Here is a 19,965-nt window from a genome sequence, read left to right as displayed (position 1 = left end):
TCGCCGCGCAGGCAACCCAGGAGACGCATGCATGAACGACACCGCTCGCACGCCCGACACCGGCGCATCCAATATCCCCGACAGCCGGGGCATCAATTTCTTCACCGTCGACCCCGATCTCGGCGCATTGCTGAAGCTGCATCTCGGCGATGCGCGCTATGCCGAACTCGAGCCGCAGCTGCACGCGCTCGGTGCGCGCGTGTCGGGCGAACTCGACGAATGGGCGTCGCGCGCGGACAAGCATCCGCCCGTGCTCGAGCATCGCAACCGGCGCGGCGAGGCCGTGCAGCGGATCGACAAGGACCCGGCGTACGTCGCGCTCGAACGCGTCGCGTATGCGGAGCTGGGGCTCGCGTCGCTGAGCCACGGAGCCGAAACCGTGCCGCCGCTCGTCAAGTACGCGCTGACGTTCCTGTTCGTGCAGGCGGAATTCGGGCTGTGCTGCCCGGTCAGCATGACCGATTCGCTGACGCGCACGCTGCGCCGCTTCGGCGATCCCGCGCTGGTCGCGCGCTACCTGCCGATGCTCGCGTCGCGCGACTTCGACACGCTGTACCAGGGCGCGATGTTCATGACCGAGCAGGCGGCCGGCTCCGACGTCGGCCGGATCGCGACGCGCGCGACCTGCGAAACCGACGTGCACGGCGAGACCGTCTGGCGGCTGACCGGCGACAAGTGGTTCTGCTCGAACGCGGACGCCGATCTCGCGATGGTGCTCGCGCGGCCCGACGGCGCGCCGGACGGCATCAAGGGCCTCGCGCTGTTCCTGCTGCCGAAGACGCTGCCGGACGGCACGCGCAACCGCTACCGGATCGTGCGGCTGAAGGACAAGCTCGGCAGCCGTTCGATGGCGAGCGGCGAGATCGCGCTCGAAGGCGCGCAGGCGTACCTGATCGGCGAGATCGGCCGCGGCTTTCACCAGATGGCCGACATGATCAACATGTCGCGGCTGTCGAACGGCGTGCGCGCGGCGGGGCTGATGCGGCGCGCGCTGAACGAAGCGCTGCACGTGGCCGCGCATCGCGAGGCGTTCGGCCGCAAGCTGCTCGAGATGCCGCTGATGCAGCGCCAGCTGATGAAGATGCTGCTGCCGGCCGAGGCCGCGCGCGCGATGTTCATGCAGATCGCGCTGCTGCTGCCGCAGGCCGACGCGGGCGACGAGCAGGCCGCGCGCTGCGTGCGGATCCTGACGCCGCTGATCAAGTTCCGCGCGTGCCGCGACGCGCGCCGCGTGACGGGCGACGCGATGGAAGTGCGCGGCGGCACCGGCTATATCGAGGAATGGAGCGATGCGCGGCTCGTGCGCGACGCGCATCTCGGCTCGATCTGGGAGGGCACCAGCAACATCGTCGCGCTCGACGTCGCGCGCGCCGCGCAGCGCGAGCATGCGCTCGACGCGCTGCGCACGTTCCTCGGCGATCGCCTGGGCGCGGCGCCGCTGCCCGAGGCGAGCCGCACGGCGTTGCGGCGCATTCTGGCGCGGGCGTGCGACGGGCTCGCGCGGGTCGCTGACGAAGGCGACGACGCGCGTGTGCGGCAAGCCGCGTCCGCGCTGTATTACGCGAGCGCGGCCGTATTGATGGCCTGCGAGGGCGCGCGGCTCGCGCCGGATTTCCGCCGTCTCGCGCTGGCGCACCTGATCGTGCGTCACAAGCTGCTGCCGGTCGATCCGCTCGCGCCGGCTCTGCGCGACGACGAATCGGCCGCGTCCGACGCGCTGCTGCGCGGTCTGCCGGTCGCGCTCGACACGGCGCTCGACCTGCTGCCGGAGGTCGAGCGATGAACGCGACGCGTGGCGCACTGGACGGCCTGAAGGTCGTCGACCTGAGCCGGGTGCTCGGCGGCCCGTACTGCACGCAGGCGCTCGCCGATCACGGCGCGACGGTGGTCAAGATCGAGCCGCCCGCCGGCGACGAGACGCGCGGCTGGGGGCCGCCGTTCCTCGGCGACACGGCCTGGTATTTCATGGGCGTGAACCGCAACAAGGAAGGGCTCGCGCTCGACCTGTCGCGCGACGAAGGGCGCGCGATCCTGTGGCGCCTGCTCGAGGAAGCCGACGTGCTCGTCGAGAATTTCAAGCCGGGTACGCTCGCGCGCTGGGGGATGGACTACGCACGCGACCTGCAGCCGCGCTTTCCGCGCCTGATCCACTGCGCGGTGACGGGCTTCGGCGACGACGGCCCGCTCGGCGGGCTGCCGGGCTACGACGCGGTGATCCAGGCGATGGCCGGGCTGATGAGCGTGAACGGCGAACGCGACGGCGACGCGACCCGCATCGGCCTGCCGATCGTCGACATGGTCACGGGGCTCAACGCGCTCGCCGGCATCCTGCTGGCGCTCGCGGAGCGCGAGAAGAGCGGGCGCGGGCAGTCGATCGACGTCGCGCTGTACGACTGCGGCGTGTCGCTGCTGCATCCGCACCTGCCGAATTTCTTCGGCTCGGGTCGCGTGCCGGAGCGCAGCGGCAACGCGCACCCGAACATCGCGCCGTACGACAGCTACCGCACGGCCACCGTGCCGATTTTCCTCGCGGTCGGCAACGACCGGCAGTTCGCGCGGCTCGTCGCGCATCTCGGCGCGCCGGCGCTCGCCGGCGATCCGCGCTTCGTCGACAACCGCAGCCGCTGCGCGCACCGGCCCGCGCTGAAGGCCGAGCTGGAAGCGCGGCTCGCCGCGCACGCATGCGAGCCGCTCGCGCGCGACCTGATGGCGGCCGGCGTGCCGTGCGGGCCGGTGCGCACGGTGGCCGACGTCGCGCACGATCCGCATGCGCTGCACCGCAACCTGTTCGTCGAGATCGGCGCGTATCGCGGCACCGCGTCGCCGGTGAAGCTGTCGCGCACGCCGGCCACCTACCGGTCGGCGCCGCCCGCGCTCGGCCGCGACACGCGCGCGGTGCTCGACCGGCTCGGCGTCGATCGCGCGCTTCAGCAGCAACTGCTCGATGCCGGCGTGCTGAAGACGGCGGCCGGCGAATCGCCGCCCGACTGACACGACGCCGCTGGCCGGCGGCGTGATGCCGGCCACCGGGAAAGGCGCGCGCGAGTCGCGCCCCCGATCACCCCAATATGGAGACATCGATGAGCCGTCCTCAATCCCCGCCCGCCGCACAACCGCGGCCCGGCCGCGCCGCCCTCGCGGCGTTCGTCGGCACCACGATCGAGTGGTACGACTTCTACATCTACGGCACGGCCGCGGCGCTCGTGTTCGGCAAGGTGTTCTTTTCCGGCACGATGGATCCCGGCGTCGCGACGCTGCTCGCGTTCGTCACGTTCTGGGCCGGCTTCGCCGCGCGGCCGCTCGGCGGCATCGTGTTCGGGCATCTCGGCGATCGCGTCGGCCGCAAGACCGCGCTCGTGATCACGCTGGTGATGATGGGGCTCGCGACGACCGGCATCGGCCTGCTGCCCGGTTACGCGTCGATCGGCGTGTGGGCGCCGGCGGGCCTCGTCGTGCTGCGCGTGCTGCAGGGCATCGCGGTCGGCGGCGAGTGGGGCGGCGCGGTGCTGATCGCGAGCGAGAATGCGCCGAAGCATCGCAGCATCCTGTATGCGGCGTTCGCGCAGCAAGGCTCGCCCACCGGCAACCTGCTGGCCACGGCGGCATTCTTCGCGCTGAGCGCGCTGCCGACCCCGTCGTTCCTGATGTGGGGCTGGCGCATTCCGTTCCTGCTGTCGGCCGTGCTCGTGGTCATCGGGATGGTGATCCGGCTGCGGCTCGAGGAGTCGATCGACATGCAGCGCGTGCTCGCGCGCAAGCGCACGGTGAAGCTGCCGCTGCGCGACGTCGTGCGCGACCACTGGGTCGTCGTGCTGCTCGCGGCCGGCACGCTGCCGGTGATCAACGTCACGTATTTCCGCAGCACGTTCGCGCTGTCGTGGGCGACGAAGGAACTCGGCTACGCGCAGGGCACGTTCCTCGGCATCCTGTCGATCTCGCTCGTCGTCCAGTTCCTGATGCAGCCGGTCGGTGCGTGGTTCGTGTCGAAGGTCGACATGCGGCGCGCGATGGGCTGGATCCTGATCCCGGAAATCGTGCTGATGCCCGTGATGTTCCACGCGCTCGCGACGCGTTCGTACTGGGTCGCCGTCGCGGGCATGTGCATCTCGACGATTCCGTCGGCGATGTTCTACGGGGCGGTCGGCGGCGTGCTCGCCCGCGTGTTCCCGGCGAACATCCGCTATACGGGCCTGTCGCTCGCGTATCAGTTGAGCGCACTGGTCGTCGGCGGCGGCACGCCGGTGCTCGCGCAGGCGATTCTCAATGCGACGGGCAGCATCGTCGGCGTCGCGGTCGCGTCGGGGCTGTACGCGCTCGTGTCGCTGGCGTGCATGCTGGCGCTGCTGAACCGCACCGGGTATCGCGCCGACGAGTTGTCGAGCGCCGAGCGCAGCGATGCGGCCGAGTGGGGCACCGAAGGCGCCGGGGCCGATTGTCCGGCCGGTGCGCCGGCGCAGCCCGACGATCGCGGCACGTTGAAACCGGCGGGGTGACGCGGGGAGGCCGGCGCGATTCGGCACGCTGGCGACGCGGTAATTCGGTGAGGCGGCAATCCGCCGGCGCGGTCGCGCGGTAATTCGGCGCTCCGGCGGCATCGCGTGCCGGACCGGGCGTGCGTCGCGCGGCGTCGGCTCGCACCGGATCACGCTTCCCAAAAGCAAACGGCACCGTGCGAGACACGGTGCCGTTTGCCTGGGCGTTGGCTTCACGTCGCGACGAGGCCGGCGCGGCCTGCCGTCGCGAGTCGCGTCGCTTCAGCCTTCCGTCGGCGGCACGTAGCCGGACGCCTGGTCCGCGCCGTCGCCGAAGAAGTACTTCTCGGTCTGCTTCATCAGGTACTGACGCGCGCGCGGATCGGCCATGTTCAGGCGGTTTTCGTTGATCAGCATCGTCTGCTGCTTGAGCCAGCCTTGCCACGCTTCCTTCGAGACGCTCTCGTAAATGCGCTTGCCGAGTTCGCCCGGCAGCGGCGGGAAATCGAGGCCTTCGGCTTCCTTGCCGAGCTTCGCGCATTGGATCATTCGAGCCATCGTGTACTTCTCCTGTAATCGGTGTCTGGGGGGAAGGGCAGTCGTGCCGGTGCTCAGAGCTGCTTCATCAGCACGAGCGACTTGCGCTGCCAGTTATAGAGTTTGCGACGGTCTTCCGGCAGGTCGTCGACGCTGACCTTGACGAAGCCGCGCTTGAGGAACCAGTGCTCGGTGCGCGTCGTGAGCACGAAGATGTGCGTGAGGCCGCGCGCGCGGGCGCGCTGCTCGATGCGCTTGAGCAGGCGCTCGCCGTCGCCCGAGCCCTGCGCTTCCGGCGCGACCGTCAGGCACGCCATCTCGCCGATCTTCTCCTGCTGGTACGGGTACAGCGCCGCGCAGCCGAACAGCACGCCGTCGTGCTCGATCACCGAGAAGTGGTCGATGTCGCGTTCGATCTGGTGGCGGCCGCGCCGCACCAGCGTGCCGTCCGACTCGAGCGGCTCGATCAGCGACAGGATGCCGCCGACGTCGTCCGGCGTCGCCTCGCGCAGGCTTTCGAGGTTCTCGTACGAGATCATCGTGCCGACGCCGTCGTGCAGGAACAGTTCGAGCAGCATGCTGCCGTCGAGCGACTGCGGGATCAGGTGCGCGCGGGTCACGCCGCCGCGGCACGCGCGGATCGAATGCTTCAGGAAGAACGCGTCGTCGCCCTGGATGTTGCCGGAATCGAGCAGCTCGGCCGCGGCGTCGAGCGACATTTCGCGGACCAGCTCGCCTTCGTCGTCGACGATGCCGGGCCCGTCGGTCAGGAAGATGATCTTGTCGGCGCGCAGCGCGATCGCGGCCGCCGACGCGACGTCTTCCATCGACAGGTTGAACGCTTCGCCGGTCGGCGAGAAACCGAGCGGCGACAGCAGCACGAGCTTGCGGCTCGCGAGCGAATGACGGATCGATTCGGCGTCGATCTTGCGCACGATGCCCGTGTGCGCGAAATCGACCCCGTCGAGAATCCCCACCGGCCGCGCGGTCACGAAGTTGCCCGACACGACGCTGATGTGCGCGTGCGCCATCGGCGAGTTCGGCAGCCCCTGGCTGATCGCGGCCTCGATGTCGAGACGCACTTCGCCGGCCGCTTCCTTCGCGGATTCGAGCGCGCGCGCATCGGTGATGCGCAGCCCGTGCGAAAACTCGGATTCGACACCGTGCAGGCTCAGCTGCTCCTCGACCTGCGGGCGCGAGCCGTGCACCAGCACGATCTGGATGCCCATCGCCTGCAACAGCGCGATGTCGGACACGAGCGCATTCAGCAGCCCCTGCTGCACCACCTCGCCGCCGAACCCCACGACGAACGTGCTGTTGCGGAACTTGTGGATATAGGGCGCGACGGAGCGCATCCAGTCGACGAACTGCGCGTGGCTGGCGGCCGAATCGTCGGCGGCCGGCGGCGTCGCGGCGCCGGTCTGGGCGGGAGGGAGGTCGGTTTGGGAATTCATGGGCGGGATTATAATGCGCCCCCATGTCGAATGTTTCTAAAAGTCCCGCGCCGACGCGGGCCAATACGCCGTCGGCGCAGCACCCGGATGGTGCGTCCGATGCGCGCCAGCAGCAGGGCCAGCCGCCCCGCCAGCAGCAGGACAAGCCGGCGGGCACGGCGGCACCCGCACCGCGCGGCGACGAACGGCGCGGCGGCGCGCGCCAGCCGGCCGCGAAGGGCGCGCCGCAGGCAACGGGCGAGCGCGCCCCGCGCCGCGAGCGTCCGCCGCGCGCCCCGGTCGCACCGAATCCCGTTCCGCCGATCACGTACCCGGAAAGCCTGCCCGTCTCGGGCAAGCGTGACGAGATCGCGCGTGCGATCGCCGATCATCAGGTCGTGATCGTCTGCGGCGAAACCGGCTCGGGCAAGACCACCCAGTTGCCGAAGATCTGTCTCGATCTCGGCCGCGGCCTCGGCGCCGGCGGCACGGGCCTGATCGGCCATACGCAGCCGCGGCGCCTGGCCGCCTCGTCGACCGGCCGCCGCATAGCCGAAGAACTCGGCACGCCGTTCGGCGAGGTGGTCGGCTACAAGGTGCGCTTTACCGACAATCTCGCGCCGGGCGCGTCCGTCAAGCTGATGACGGACGGCATCCTGCTCGCGGAGACGCAGACCGACCCGTTGCTGAAGGCGTACGACACGCTGATCATCGACGAGGCGCACGAGCGCAGCCTGAACATCGACTTCCTGCTCGGCTACCTGAAGGAAATCCTGCCGAGGCGGCCGGAGCTGAAGCTGATCGTCACGTCCGCGACGATCGACGCCGACCGCTTCGCGCGCCATTTCGGCACCGACGCGCGCCCCGCGCCCGTGATCGAGGTGAGCGGGCGGCTGTATCCGGTCGAGATGCGCTACCGCCCGGTGGCCGAGGATCGCCCGGCCGTGAAGAACGCCGAAGGCACGGGCGGCCGCGACCGCGTGAAGACCGCGCGCGAAGCCGAGCGCGACCTGATGGACGCGATCGTCGACGCGGTCGACGAGCTGTGCCGCGAAGGCCCCGGCGACGTGCTGGTGTTCCTGCCCGGCGAGCGCGAGATCCGCGAGGCGGCCGAGGCGCTGCGCAAGCACCATCCGCCGCATACCGAGATCCTGCCGCTGTTCGCGCGGCTCTCGGCGGCCGACCAGGACAAGGTGTTCAAGGCGTCGAACGCGCGCCGCATCGTGCTCGCGACCAACGTGGCCGAAACCTCGCTGACGGTGCCCGGCATCCGCTACGTGGTCGATACCGGCCTCGCGCGCGTGAAGCGCTATTCGTACCGGAACAAGGTCGAGCAGCTGCAGGTCGAGTCGATCTCGCAGGCGGCCGCGAACCAGCGCGCGGGCCGCTGCGGCCGCGTGGCCGACGGCGTCTGCATCCGCTTGTACGAGGAAAGCGACTACCAGGCGCGCGCGCGCTTCACCGACCCGGAAATCCTGCGCTCGTCGCTCGCGTCGGTGATCCTGCGGATGAAGTCGCTGCACCTGACCGCGATCGAATCGTTCCCGTTCCTCGAGCCGCCGCCCGGCCGCGCGATCGCGGACGGTTATCAACTGCTGAACGAACTCGGCGCGGTCGACGACGACAACGCGCTGACGCCGCTCGGCCGCGAGCTCGCGCGCCTGCCGCTCGACCCGCGCGTCGGCCGGATGATTCTCGCCGCGCGCGACCAGCAGTCGCTGCGCGAGGTGCTGATCATCGCGAGCGCGCTGTCCGTGCAGGATCCGCGCGACCGCCCGATCGAAGCGCAGGAGCAGGCCGACCAGGCGCACCGCCGGTTCGCCGACGAGCGCTCCGAATTCCTGCAGTGGCTGAAGATCTGGGCGTGGTTCGAAGAGGCCGTCGCGCACAAGAAATCGAATCGCCAGCTGATCGACGCATGCCGGCAGAACTTCCTGTCGCACCTGCGGCTGCGCGAGTGGCGCGACGTCCATTCGCAGCTGCTGACGGTCGTGCGCGAGCACGGCTGGCGGCTCAACGAAGTCGAGGCCACCTACGAGCAGATTCATCTGGCCCTGTTGACGGGCCTGCTCGGCAACCTCGGGATGAAGGCCGACGACGATCCGCATTACCTCGGCGCGCGCGGCATCAAGTTCTACCTGTGGCCGGGCTCCGCGCTCGCGAAGAAGGCCGGCCGCTGGGTGATGGCGGCCGAACTCGTCGAGACGAGCCGGCTGTACGCGCGCTGCCTCGCGAAGATCGAGCCCGAGTGGGTCGAGAAGATCGGCGCGCACCTGCTGAAGAAATCGCTGTCGGAGCCGCACTGGGAAAAGCGTCCGGCGCAGGTCAGCGCATTCGAGCGCGCGACGCTGTACGGGCTGCCGATCTACCACCGGCGGCGCGTCGCGTTCGGCAAGCAGGACCCGGCGCGCGCCCGCGAGCTGTTCATCCGCGGCGCGCTGGTCGAAGGCGAATTCGACACGAAGCTGCCGTTCTTCGCGCACAACCGCAAGCTGCTCGCCGACATCGAGCAGCTCGAGCACAAGTCGCGCCGTCAGGACGTGCTGGTCGACGACGAACTGATCTACGCGTACTACGACCATGCGATTCCGGAAGGCATCCACACGGGCGCCGCGTTCGAGCGCTGGTATCGCGACGAGGTGAAGAAGGGCGGCCAGGCGGAGGACAAGCAGCGGCTGCTGTACCTGTCGCGCGACGACCTGATGCGTCACGAGGCGGCCGGCGTCACGACCGACCTGTTCCCGAAGCGCGCGACGATGGCGGGTGTCGAAATGGCGCTCACCTATCACTTCGAGCCGGGCACGCCGCGCGACGGCGTGACGCTCGCGGTGCCGCTCTTCGCGCTGAACCAGGTCGACGCGCGCCGCTGCGAGTGGCTCGTGCCGGGGATGCTGAAGGAAAAGGTCCAGTTGCTGCTGAAGTCGCTGCCGCAGAAGCTGCGCCGGCACTGCGTGCCGCTGCCCGAATACGCGGCCGGCTTCGTCGAGCGGATGGGCCGCGAGCGCTTCGGTGCGGGCGGGCTCGTCGAGGCGCTGATCGCCGACGTGCGCGGCGAGACGCAGGTCGCGATGAAAACGGCCGACTTCAAGCTCGAGACGCTGCCCGCGCACCTGTTCATGAACTTCAAGGTGATCGACGAGCACGGCCGCCAGCTCGCGATGGGGCGCAATCTCGCGCAGCTGCGCCAGGAGCTGGGCGCGCAGGCGCAGCAGCAGTTCCAGAAGATCGCGGCGGCGTCGACGATCGCGACCGGCGGCGACGCCGACGCCGGTCACGCGCTCGGCCACGCGTCCGCGTCGGCTGCCACGCCCGCGGTTGCCGCTCGCGGCGCGAAGGCCGGCAAGGGCGCCGCGCCGCAGACGGCCGTCCCGGCGGAAACCGGCGCGACCGCGCTGTACGAAAACCTGACGACGTGGAATTTCGGCAAGCTGCCCGAGTTGCTGGAAATCCGCCGGCGCGGCCAGACGCTGTACGGCTATCCGGCGCTGGTCGACCGCGGCACGCACTGCGACGTCGAGGTGTTCGATTCGCCGGAGGAGGCCGCGCGCATTCACCGGGCCGGCTTGCGGCGGCTGTTCGCGCTGCAGCTGAAGGAGCCGATCAAGTTCCTAGAGAAGAATCTGCCGGGCCTGCGCGAGATGGCGATGCAGTACATGTCGCTCGGCACGCAGGACGAACTGCGCGACCAGCTGATCGACACGGCGCTCGACCGCGCGTGCCTGCAGGATCCGCTGCCCGACGACGACGCGAGCTTCCACGCGCGCCGCGACGAGGGCCGCAGCCGCCTGAACCTGCTCGCGCAGGAAATCGCGCGGCTCGTCGGGCAGATCCTGGCCGAATACGCGGGGCTCGTGAAGAAGCTCGCGCAGGCGAAGCCGTTCGCGCAGGCGCATGCGGATCTGCAGCAGCAACTGGCTGCGCTGGTCGGCAAGCGCTTCGTGATCGACACGCCTTACGCGCAGCTTGCGCATTTCCCGCGCTACCTGAAGGGCATCGCGCTGCGCATCGACAAGCTGAAGGCCGATCCGGCACGCGACGGGAAGCAGTCGGCCGAGCTGCTGCCGCTCGCCCAGCAGTACCAGCGCGCGGTGTCGCAGCGCGGCGGCGTCGCCGATGCGCGGCTCGCGGAATTCCGCTGGCTGCTCGAGGAATTGCGGATTTCGTTGTTCGCGCAGGAACTGCGCACGCCGATGCCGGTCTCTGTCAAGCGTCTGCACAAGGTCTGGGAGTCGATGCAGCGCTAGCGCGGCATCGGTTGACCGCGTCCGCCCCGGCGGCTGGCCCTGGCTGCCCCGGCCGGCCGCACGGCGCCTGCCGCGGCGGCGCGTCCGGCAGGCGGGGCGTGCGGCGAAGCGGCGCAATACCGGCATGGGTCAACCGGAGGGGCCCGCCGAACGTTCTACAATGACTGCTGTTCCACGACGTGAGTCTTCATGCGCACTTTCCTTTCCCTCGGCCGCACGCTCGCGCTGGCCGCCGCCGTACTGGCGCCCGCCGCCCACGCGAATAACGTGATCGTTCTCAACTCGGCCGAAGCGACGCTTTCCCTGATCGACCAGCAGACCCGCGAAGTCGTTTCCACGATGCCGACCGGCAAGGAACCGCACCATTTGATGGCGACGCCCGACAATGCGTCGCTGATCGTTGCAAATTCGGTCTCGAACAGCCTGATGTTCCTCGATCCGAAGACGGGCAAGCTGCAGCGCACCGTCGAAGGGATCGACGATCCCTACCAGCTCGGCTTCTCGCCCGATCGCAAGTGGTTCGCGGCGGCCGGCCTGCGGCTCGACCGCGTCGACATCTACGGCTACGACGGCCGCGACCTGAAGCTCGTGAAGCGCGTGCCGCTCGCGGTGATGCCGAGCCACCTCGCGTTCACGAAGGACAGCAAGACGCTGCTCGTGTCGCTGCAGGTGTCCGGCGAGATCGCGGCGATCGACCTGCCTACGCAGACGGTCAAATGGAAGATGAAGGTCGGCAAGGTGCCGGCCGGCCTGTGGCTCACGCCGGACGACAAGTTCCTGCTCGTCGGGATGACCGGCGCGGATTACGTCGCGGTCGTCGACTGGCGCAACCAGAAGGTCGTCAAGCAGATCTACACGGGCAAGGGCGCGCACAACTTCCGTTCGCTCGCCGACGGCACGCACGTCGCGGTGACCAACCGCGTCGCGAACACGATCAGCATCATCGACGAGAACACGCTCACCAACGTCGGCGACATCACCGGCCTGCTGCCGGGCCCGGACGACATGGAGCTGTCCGCCGACAAGAAGACGCTGTGGGTGACGTTCCGTTTCGCGAAGAAGGTCGGGATCATCGACCTGGCGTCGCGCAAGCTGGTGCAGACGATCGCCGTCGGCCGCTCGCCGCACGGCATCTACTTCTACGACCGCGCGCCGTGGAAGGCCGCGAACGGCGCGTGACGGGCGGAGGCGAACGATGCTGCACCTGATCGATGCGTTCGTGTCGGACATCCAGACCTGGCTGTACGTCGATGTCGTGCAGCCGCTCCTCTTCAAGTTCAACCTGATGGACTATGACGAGGACACCTACGACGCGCTGTACTGGGTGATCATCGGCGCGCTGCAGATGGTGCTGATGTTCGCGCTGCTGCGCCCGCTCGAGGCGCTGCTGCCGGTCGAGCGCTGGAAGAACCGCCGCGCGGTGCGGGTCGACGTGATCTACACGGCGATCTCGAAGCTCGGCATCTACACGCTGTTCTTCTTCTTCGCGCTGCAGCCGGTGTTCGACAGCTTCCAGGCGTGGCTGCGCCTGCACGGCGTCGCGAACGTCAACCTCGACTATCTGTGGCCGGGCGTGACGTCGCAACCGATCGTCGCGTTCGCGATCTACCTCGTCGTGCTCGATTTCGCCGGCTACTGGTATCACCGCTGGCAGCACAAGTTCGGTATCTGGTGGGAGCTGCACGCGGTCCATCACAGCCAGCGGCAGATGTCGCTGTGGTGCGACGACCGCAACCACCTGCTCGACGACGTACTGCAGTCGTGCTTCTTCGCGGCGATCGCGCTCGTGATCGGCGTGACGCCGTCGCAGTTCGTCGTGCTGACCGCGGTCACGAACTTCCTGCAGAGCATTCAGCACACGAATGCGCGGCTGTCGTACGGCCGCATCGGCGAGCGCCTGCTCGTCAGCCCGATCTTCCATCGCCGCCACCATGCGGTCGGCTACGGCCACGAAGGCACCAAGTACGGCTGCAACTTCGGCGTGCTGTTCCCGTGGTGGGACATGATGTTCGGCACCGCGTCGTGGAACCGCACGGTCGAGCCGACCGGCATCCGCGAGCAGGTCGAGGGCGTGTCCTATGGCGACGGCTTCTGGTCGCAGCACGGCCTGGCGTTCGTGCGGATCTTCCGGCGCCTGTTCCCCGCCAAGCGCGGCGCGGCGTCGGCCTGACCCGATCCGGCCGTTCTCCCGTTGAACGACTTTCCCACGCGGCCCGCATGCGCTTTGGCGCATGCGGGCCGCGTGGTTTATCCTTTCCCCGTTTTTCTCCATCGATACAGGTCCGCATGAACGACTTGCTGCGTTCCTTCGTCCGGGCGCTCGCCAGCGCGCTGCACCCGCGCATGCTGTGGCTCACCCTGATGCCGTTCGTCGTCTCCGCGCTGCTGTGGGGCGCCGTGCTGTGGTTCTCGTGGCAGACGCTGCTGGACCTCGCGCGCGGCGCGCTCGACGGCTTCGTGCTGACGGCCATGCTGTATCGCGCGTTCGACGCGATCGGCATGTCGCAGCTGCATGCGGTCGTCGCGCCGTTCGTGGTCGTGTCGCTCGCGATCCCGCTGATCGTGCTGACCGTGCTGCTGCTGATCGCGACGATCTCGATGCCGGTCGTGATCAAGCACCTTTCGAATCGCCAGTTCGCGGCACTCGAAGCGAAGCGGGGCGGCACCTTCTTCGGCAGCGTAGTCAATTCGCTCGGCGCGGCGATCGTCGGCGTCGTACTGCTCGTCGTCACGATCCCGCTGTGGCTGATTCCGCCGTTCTTCGCGCTGCTGCCGCCGGTGATCTGGGGCTGGCTCACGTACCGCGTGATGACCTACGACGCGCTCGCGCTGCACGCGAGCCGCGACGAGCGCCGCGCGCTGGTGCGCCGGCACCGCTGGCCGCTGATCGGCATCGGCGTCGCGACCGGGCTGCTCGGCACCGTGCCGACCTTCGTGTGGGTCTCGTCGGTCTGGATGATGGTGCTGTTTCCGTTCGTCGCGGCCGCCATGATCTGGGTTTACGCTTTCATCCTCGTCTTCTCGGCGCTGTGGTTCGGGCACTACTGCCTGCGCGCGCTGGAAGACCTGCGCGCCAGCGCGCGCGCCACCGCAATCGACATGGGGCAGGCATGAGCATCGGCATCATCATCATCGGCGACGAAATCCTTTCGGGCCGCCGGCAGGACAAGCATCTGGCGAAGGTCATCGAGTTGCTCGGCGCGCGCGGCCTCGCGCTCGACTGGGCGGAATACGTCGGCGACGATCCGGCGCGCATCACCGCGACGCTCGCGCGCGCGATCGCGTCGGGCGACATCGTGTTCTCGACGGGCGGCATCGGCGCGACGCCGGACGACCATACGCGCCAGTGCGCGGCCGCCGCGCTCGGCGTGCCGCTCGCGCTGCATCCGGAAGCGAAGGAGCTGATTTCGGAGCGGATTCGCGAAACGCACACCGATCCGGCCACGCCGGTCGACTTCGAGTCGCCGGAGAACCAGCATCGCTTCAACATGGGCGTGTTCCCGGCGGGCGCGACGATCATCCCGAACGGCTACAACCGGATTCCCGGCTTCTCGGTCGGCGATCTCCATTTCGTGCCGGGCTTCCCGGTGATGGCGTGGCCGATGATCGAATGGGTGCTCGATACGAAGTACGCGCATCTGCATCACGCGACGCCGCATGCGGAGCGCTCGCTGTACGTGTTCGAACTGCCGGAATCGACACTCACGCCGCTGATGGAGAAGATCGAGCGCGATTTCCCGGGCGTGCGCGTGTTCAGCCTGCCGAGCGTGGGCGACGCGGAGCGCGGCGGCATCTACGCGCGCCGGCACATCGATCTCGGCGTGAAGGGCGAGCCGGAAGCGGTCGCGGCCGCGTTCGTGAAGCTGCGCGAAGGCGTGCATCTGCTCGGCGGCGACGTCGTCGAGCCCGACACGCCGCGCCCCTGAGCGGCCTGCAACGCGGCAATGCCAAAAGCAACGGGCCGCGCAACGCGGCCCGTCATCGGCATGTCATCGCCCGGCTCGACGATGAGGCTGTCGCAACCGGCGGGTGCGGCGCGCGCTCAGGCGCCGATCCACGGCAGTTTGCAGAAGCACCAGCCGTCGACCGTCTTGCGGTGGCCTTCGGCGTCCTTCGCGCCCTCGAAGCCTTCGAGCAGGTCGAACGCCTTCGTGTAGCCGGCCTGCGCGGACGCGACCGCAGCGAGCTTCGAGCGCGCGGCGCTGCGGCACAGGAACAGGATCGGCGTATCGGCGGCCGGGAGGGCCGCCTTCAGTTCGTTGACGAATTCGGCATTCGGCACGCCGCCCGGGTAGCGCGTCCATTCGACGTGCAGGTACTGGCCGTCGCCGACGAGCGGGCGGCCGATCCAGTCCAGCTCGGCGCGCGTGCGCACGTCGACGAGGCGCGCCGACGGGTCGAGCTGCAGCAGTTCGAATGCCTCGACCGGCAGCAGCGCGCCGGCGTAGTTGAGCGCGCCTTGTGCGCGGCGTTCGTCGGCCTTCGCGTAAAGCTGGTCGAGCGTACTCATGGCAGGGAGTCTCCGTATCGGTCAAACGATCATTCTAGCGCGGCGGCACGGCACGGACGTCCGCGCGACCTGCGGCGCACGCGCGGGCCACGGGTTCACCAAAAGGGTGCAGAATGGCGCGCATGCACCAGAATGATTCGGACGCGCCGCCGCATCTCGCCGATTGCACCAATGCGGTGCGATGTCGTCGGCGTCGGTGCGGCCCCGAGCCCTGCAATTGCGCAGGCGAGCCCCGCTGCGGCGCGGGACGGCGCGATCCGCGTCGGTTTTGCGATGATTGGCACGGAAGCTGCTATATAGAATTCGGTCGAATCGGGGCGCGCTGCGCCAAAAGCAAGACCCCGGTCAGCTCGATAAACGAGGCGGTTCCCAGTCCGCCGGAATTGTTCAATCAGGAGAAGAGGTTATGAGTAAAACCGTCGCCGACGTCATGCAGCTCGTGAAGGACGAGGACGTCAAGTTTGTCGATTTCCGCTTCACGGATACGCGCGGCAAGGAACAGCACGTGTCGGTGCCGGTTTCGGCGTTTGACGAAGACAAGTTCGAAAGCGGCCATGCATTCGACGGTTCGTCGATCGCGGGCTGGAAGGGCATCGAGGCGTCGGACATGCTGCTCATGCCGGACCCGAACGCTGCCTTCATCGACCCGTTCTATGAAGAGTCGACCCTCGTGCTGACCTGCGACGTGGTCGAGCCGGCCGACGGCAAGGGCTACGAGCGCGATCCGCGTTCGCTCGCGAAGCGCGCGGAAGCGTACCTGAAGAGCACGGGCATCGGCGACACGGCCTACTTCGGTCCGGAACCGGAATTCTTCATTTTCGACTCGGTCCAGTGGAACACGGACATGTCGGGCTGCTTCGTGAAGATCAACTCGGAAGAAGCACCGTGGTCGGCCGGCAAGGAATTCGAAGGCGGCAACACGGGCCACCGTCCGGGCACGAAGGGCGGCTACTTCCCGGTCGCACCGGTCGACACGTTCCAGGACATGCGTTCGGAAATGTGCCTGCTGCTCGAACAGCTCGGCATCCCGGTCGAAGTGCACCACCACGAAGTGGCGGGCCAGGGGCAGAACGAAATCGGCACGAAGTTCTCGACGCTGGTCGAGCGCGCCGACTGGACGCAGTGGTCGAAGTACATCATCCACAACGTCGCGCACTCGTACGGCAAGACGGCGACGTTCATGCCGAAGCCGGTCGTCGGCGACAACGGTTCGGGCATGCACGTTCACCAGTCGATCTGGAAGGACGGCCAGAACCTGTTCGCGGGCAACGGCTACGCCGGCCTGTCGGAACTGGCGCTGTTCTACATCGGCGGCATCATCAAGCACGCTCGCGCGCTGAACGCGATCACGAACCCGACGACGAACTCGTACAAGCGTCTGGTCCCGCACTTCGAAGCGCCGGTCAAGCTCGCCTACTCGGCGCGCAACCGTTCGGCATCGATCCGCATTCCGCACGTGTCGAACCCGAAGGGCCGCCGCATCGAAACGCGCTTCCCGGATCCGATGGCGAACCCGTACCTGTTGTTCTCGGCGCTGATGATGGCCGGCCTCGACGGGATCCAGAACAAGATCCATCCGGGCGAAGCAGCGGACAAGAACCTGTACGACCTGCCGCCGGAAGAAGATGCAAAGATCCCGACCGTGTGCGCGGGCCTCGACCAGGCGCTCGAAGCACTCGACAAGGATCGCGAGTTCCTGACCCGTGGCGGCGTGTTCACGGACAGCATGCTCGACGCATACCTCGCGCTGAAGGAGCAGGAGCTGGCGAAGTTCCGCATGACGACGCACCCGATCGAGTTCGAGATGTACTACTCGCTCTAATCGGCGATGGCGCTTCGATTCAGCGCCGTCATGCCGGTTCGTTCCCGCCGCGCGGCTTGCGGCGGGAGCGGCGGAGTCTGAAAGGGGACGGCGTCCAGCCGTCCCTTTTTTGTTCCGACGATTTTCATTTTCTGGCCCGTTGAGGCGCGACAAGCACGCAGATGGTTCTGAAGAATCTGATCAAGGCGAAAACGGGGCAGCCCGAACGACTGACGGACGACGAGCGGCTCTCGCGCTCGGGTCTGCTGGCGGGGCTCGAAGCGCTGCCGACGGTCGTGATCGTGCTCGACCGCAAGACGCTGCGGATCGCGTTCGCGAACCCGTCCGCGGAGGCGATGCTCGACATCTCGCGGCGGCAGCTCGCGCAGCGGCCGTGGGGCGAGATTTTTCCGAACGCGAACGAGCTGGCCTCGACGATCACCGCGATCGGCGAGGAACGCTTTCACGCGACGCATCTCGATACCGTGCTCGACCGGCCCGGCCGCGAACCGCTGCACGTGCATGCGATCGTCGGCTTCCTCGAGAACGCGCCCGATTTCGTGCTCGTCGAGCTGTTCGAGAACGAACGGCAGTCGCGCACCGATCGGGAAGAGCGCATCCACGACCTGACCGCGGTCAACAAGCAACTGATCCGCAACCTCGCGCACGAGATCAAGAACCCGCTCGGCGGCATTCGCGGCGCAGCCCAGCTGCTCGAATTCGAGCTGGGCGAGCGCGAGCGCGGCGAGTTGCGCGAATACACGCAGGTGATCATCAAGGAGTCCGACCGCCTGCAGACGCTCGTCGACCGGTTGCTGGAGCCGCACCGGCATCCGCACATCGTCGGCGACGTGAACATTCATGAAGTGTGCGAACGCGTGCGCGCGGTGATGCTCGCGGAGTTCCCGCGGGGGCTCACGATCGAGCGCGACTACGACGTGAGCGTGCCGGACCTGCGCGGCGACAAGGAGCAGTTGATCCAGGCGCTGCTCAACATCGTGCGCAACGCCGCGCAGGCGCTGCGCGAACGGATCGCGCAGGGCGACGCGAAGATCGAGCTGCGCACGCGCATCGCGCGCAAGGTGACGATCGCCAAGCGCCTGTACCGGCTGGCACTGGACTTGCACGTGATCGACAACGGGCCCGGCATTCCGGAAGAGATCCGCGACCGGATCTTCTACCCGCTCGTGTCCGGACGCGAAGACGGCAGCGGCCTCGGCCTCACGCTCGCGCAGACGTTCGTACAGCAGCACGACGGGATGATCGAGGTCGAAAGCCGGCCCGGACGTACCGAATTTCAGATCCTGCTGCCGCTCGACCATTGAGCGGCGACATTGCGATTCACCCATATCTGACCGACCTATGAAGCCGATCTGGATAGTAGACGACGACCAATCGATCCGCTGGGTGCTTGAAAAGGCACTCGCCCGGGACAGCTTCGCGACGAAGAGCTTCGCGAACGTGCGCGATGCGCTGGCCGCGCTCGACCACGAGACGCCGCAAGTGCTCGTGTCCGACATCCGGATGCCGGGCGGCTCGGGCCTCGAGTTGCTGCAGGCGATGCACGAGCGGCTGCCGGGCCTGCCCGTCATCATCATGACGGCGTTCTCCGATCTCGACAGCGCCGTCGCGGCGTTCCAGGGCGGCGCGTTCGAATACCTCGCGAAGCCGTTCGACGTCGACAAGGCGGTCGAGTTGATTCGCCGCGCGGTGGAAGAAAGCCTGCGCGGCGGCGCGCCGCAGGACGAGCGCGTGGCCGAGGCGCCCGAGATGCTCGGCCAGGCGCCCGCGATGCAGGACATGTTCCGCGCGATCGGCCGCCTGTCGCATTCGGCCGCGACCGTGCTGATCACCGGCGAATCGGGCACCGGCAAGGAGCTGGTCGCCCGGGCGCTGCACCGTCACAGCCCGCGCGCGAACGGCCCGTTCATCGCGCTGAACACGGCGGCGATTCCGAAGGATCTGCTCGAATCCGAACTGTTCGGCCATGAGCGCGGCGCGTTCACCGGCGCGCAGACGACGCGGCAGGGCCGCTTCGAGCAGGCCGAGAACGGCACGCTGTTCCTCGACGAAATCGGCGACATGCCGTTCGACCTGCAGACGCGCCTGTTGCGCGTGCTGTCGGACGGGCAGTTCTACCGCGTCGGCGGGCACAATCCGCTGCGCGCGAACGTGCGCGTGATCGCCGCGACGCACCAGAATCTCGAGTCGCGCGTGCGGCAAGGGCTGTTCCGCGAGGACCTTTACCACCGGCTCAACGTGATCCGGCTGCGCTTGCCGCCGCTGCGCGAACGCAGCGAGGACATCGCGCTGCTCACGCGCCACTTCCTGCAGAAGAGCGCGCGCGATCTCGGCGTCGAGCCGAAGCGCGTGTCCGACGACGCGCTCGCGTACCTGACGTCGCTGCCGTTTCCCGGCAACGTGCGGCAGCTCGAGAACCTCGCGAACTGGCTGACCGTGATGGCGCCCGCGCAGACGGTCGAGATCAAGGATCTGCCGCCCGACCTCGTGCCGGCCGGCGCGCCCGCGTCGCCCGTCGTCGCGACGGGCGACGGTGCGGACGCGCACGGCAGCGGCGGCCATGTTGCAGCGGTGCCTGCCGCGATCGGCGCGACGCCGCTGGCCGCCGCGCCCGTCGCGAGCGCGCCGAACGGCAGCGTGCCGGCCGGCTACCCGTTGTGGGAGCACGGGCTGCGCACCGAAGTCGCGCGGCTGTTGCGCGAGAACTCGGCCGACGTGATGGACGAACTCGCGCGCCGCTTCGAGGCGGCCGTGATTCGCGAGGCGCTCGACTTCACGCGCGGCCGCAAGGTCGAGGCCGCGGAGCGGCTCGGCATCGGCCGCAACACGATCACGCGCAAGATCCAGGAGCTCCATCTGGAGCCCTGAGCACGATTCGCGGCAGGCGCGGGCCCGCGCCTGCCGCGATCGGACATAATCGCGGTTTGCATGCAGCTTGCCATTCCGC

Annotated in this window: 14 protein-coding genes; 11 read left to right on the top strand and 3 right to left on the bottom strand. The window is 68.5% G+C overall.

From position 1 onward, the window contains the following. Nucleotides 1-31: 31 nt before the first annotated feature. From H0X91_RS04640 to H0X91_RS04630, 3 genes are all read left to right on the top strand, one after another. Complete coding sequence (locus H0X91_RS04640; protein WP_062884430.1) at nt 32-1,783, top strand: acyl-CoA dehydrogenase family protein; 1,752 nt, start codon at nt 32-34, stop codon at nt 1,781-1,783. Then, nucleotides 1,780-2,991 (top strand): CaiB/BaiF CoA transferase family protein, encoded by a 1,212-nt coding sequence (locus H0X91_RS04635; RefSeq protein ID WP_049004773.1) that lies wholly within the window; start codon nt 1,780-1,782, stop codon nt 2,989-2,991. The genes H0X91_RS04640 and H0X91_RS04635 overlap by 4 nt, the downstream gene beginning before the upstream one ends. Nucleotides 2,992-3,080: 89 nt before the next feature. After that, complete coding sequence (locus H0X91_RS04630) at nt 3,081-4,493, top strand: MFS transporter (protein WP_058901619.1); 1,413 nt, start codon at nt 3,081-3,083, stop codon at nt 4,491-4,493. A gap of 261 nt (nt 4,494-4,754) precedes the next feature. Here H0X91_RS04630 and H0X91_RS04625 read toward each other — a convergent pair whose 3' ends face one another. Both H0X91_RS04625 and argA read right to left on the bottom strand, forming a co-directional pair. Further along, complete coding sequence (locus H0X91_RS04625; protein ID WP_006478357.1) at nt 4,755-5,030, bottom strand: oxidative damage protection protein; 276 nt, start codon at nt 5,028-5,030, stop codon at nt 4,755-4,757. Nucleotides 5,031-5,083: 53 nt separating this feature from the next. Next, a complete protein-coding gene (argA, locus tag H0X91_RS04620; RefSeq protein ID WP_006497806.1) occupies nt 5,084-6,463 on the bottom strand; it encodes an amino-acid N-acetyltransferase in 1,380 nt (459 codons plus the stop codon). A 23-nt stretch (nt 6,464-6,486) separates the two neighbouring features. Here argA and hrpA point away from each other — a divergent pair, with 23 nt between their 5' ends. The 5 genes from hrpA to H0X91_RS04595 all read left to right on the top strand — a co-directional run bounded on the left by hrpA (nt 6,487) and on the right by H0X91_RS04595 (nt 14,612). Beyond that, a complete protein-coding gene (gene hrpA, locus H0X91_RS04615; protein WP_196432840.1) occupies nt 6,487-10,686 on the top strand; it encodes an ATP-dependent RNA helicase HrpA in 4,200 nt (1,399 codons plus the stop codon). Between the two features lie 189 nt (nt 10,687-10,875). Continuing rightward, entirely contained in the window at nt 10,876-11,865 is a 990-nt protein-coding gene (locus H0X91_RS04610) for a YVTN family beta-propeller repeat protein (RefSeq protein ID WP_006482513.1), read from the top strand. Between the two features lie 16 nt (nt 11,866-11,881). Then, entirely contained in the window at nt 11,882-12,856 is a 975-nt protein-coding gene (locus H0X91_RS04605; RefSeq protein WP_006482516.1) for a sterol desaturase family protein, read from the top strand. Between the two features lie 116 nt (nt 12,857-12,972). Continuing rightward, the gene (locus tag H0X91_RS04600; protein WP_006478362.1) at nt 12,973-13,800 is read left to right on the top strand and encodes an EI24 domain-containing protein; all 828 of its coding nucleotides are present in this window, start codon (nt 12,973-12,975) and stop codon (nt 13,798-13,800) included. Further along, nucleotides 13,797-14,612 (top strand): competence/damage-inducible protein A, encoded by an 816-nt coding sequence (locus H0X91_RS04595; RefSeq protein WP_006482515.1) that lies wholly within the window; start codon nt 13,797-13,799, stop codon nt 14,610-14,612. Before H0X91_RS04600 ends, H0X91_RS04595 begins: the two co-directional genes overlap by 4 nt. A gap of 116 nt (nt 14,613-14,728) precedes the next feature. Here H0X91_RS04595 and H0X91_RS04590 read toward each other — a convergent pair whose 3' ends face one another. Next, a complete protein-coding gene (locus tag H0X91_RS04590) occupies nt 14,729-15,196 on the bottom strand; it encodes a rhodanese-like domain-containing protein (protein WP_058901616.1) in 468 nt (155 codons plus the stop codon). 406 nt (nt 15,197-15,602) lie between these two features. Here H0X91_RS04590 and glnA point away from each other — a divergent pair, with 406 nt between their 5' ends. From glnA to ntrC, 3 genes are all read left to right on the top strand, one after another. Continuing rightward, the gene (glnA, locus tag H0X91_RS04585) at nt 15,603-17,018 is read left to right on the top strand and encodes a type I glutamate--ammonia ligase (protein WP_006482510.1); all 1,416 of its coding nucleotides are present in this window, start codon (nt 15,603-15,605) and stop codon (nt 17,016-17,018) included. A 161-nt stretch (nt 17,019-17,179) separates the two neighbouring features. Next, a complete protein-coding gene (glnL, locus tag H0X91_RS04580; protein ID WP_006482511.1) occupies nt 17,180-18,322 on the top strand; it encodes a nitrogen regulation protein NR(II) in 1,143 nt (380 codons plus the stop codon). A gap of 37 nt (nt 18,323-18,359) precedes the next feature. Beyond that, nucleotides 18,360-19,886 carry a nitrogen regulation protein NR(I) gene (gene ntrC / locus H0X91_RS04575; RefSeq protein ID WP_060265372.1) on the top strand — a complete coding sequence of 509 codons (1,527 nt, stop codon included), beginning with the start codon at nt 18,360-18,362 and terminating at the stop codon, nt 19,884-19,886. Nucleotides 19,887-19,965: the final 79 nt, after the last annotated feature.

This window comes from Burkholderia sp. 9777_1386, from assembly GCF_015712265.1.
Classification (GTDB): Bacteria; Pseudomonadota; Gammaproteobacteria; order Burkholderiales; family Burkholderiaceae; genus Burkholderia; species Burkholderia cenocepacia.
This window is presented reverse-complemented; position numbering and strand designations above follow the sequence as displayed.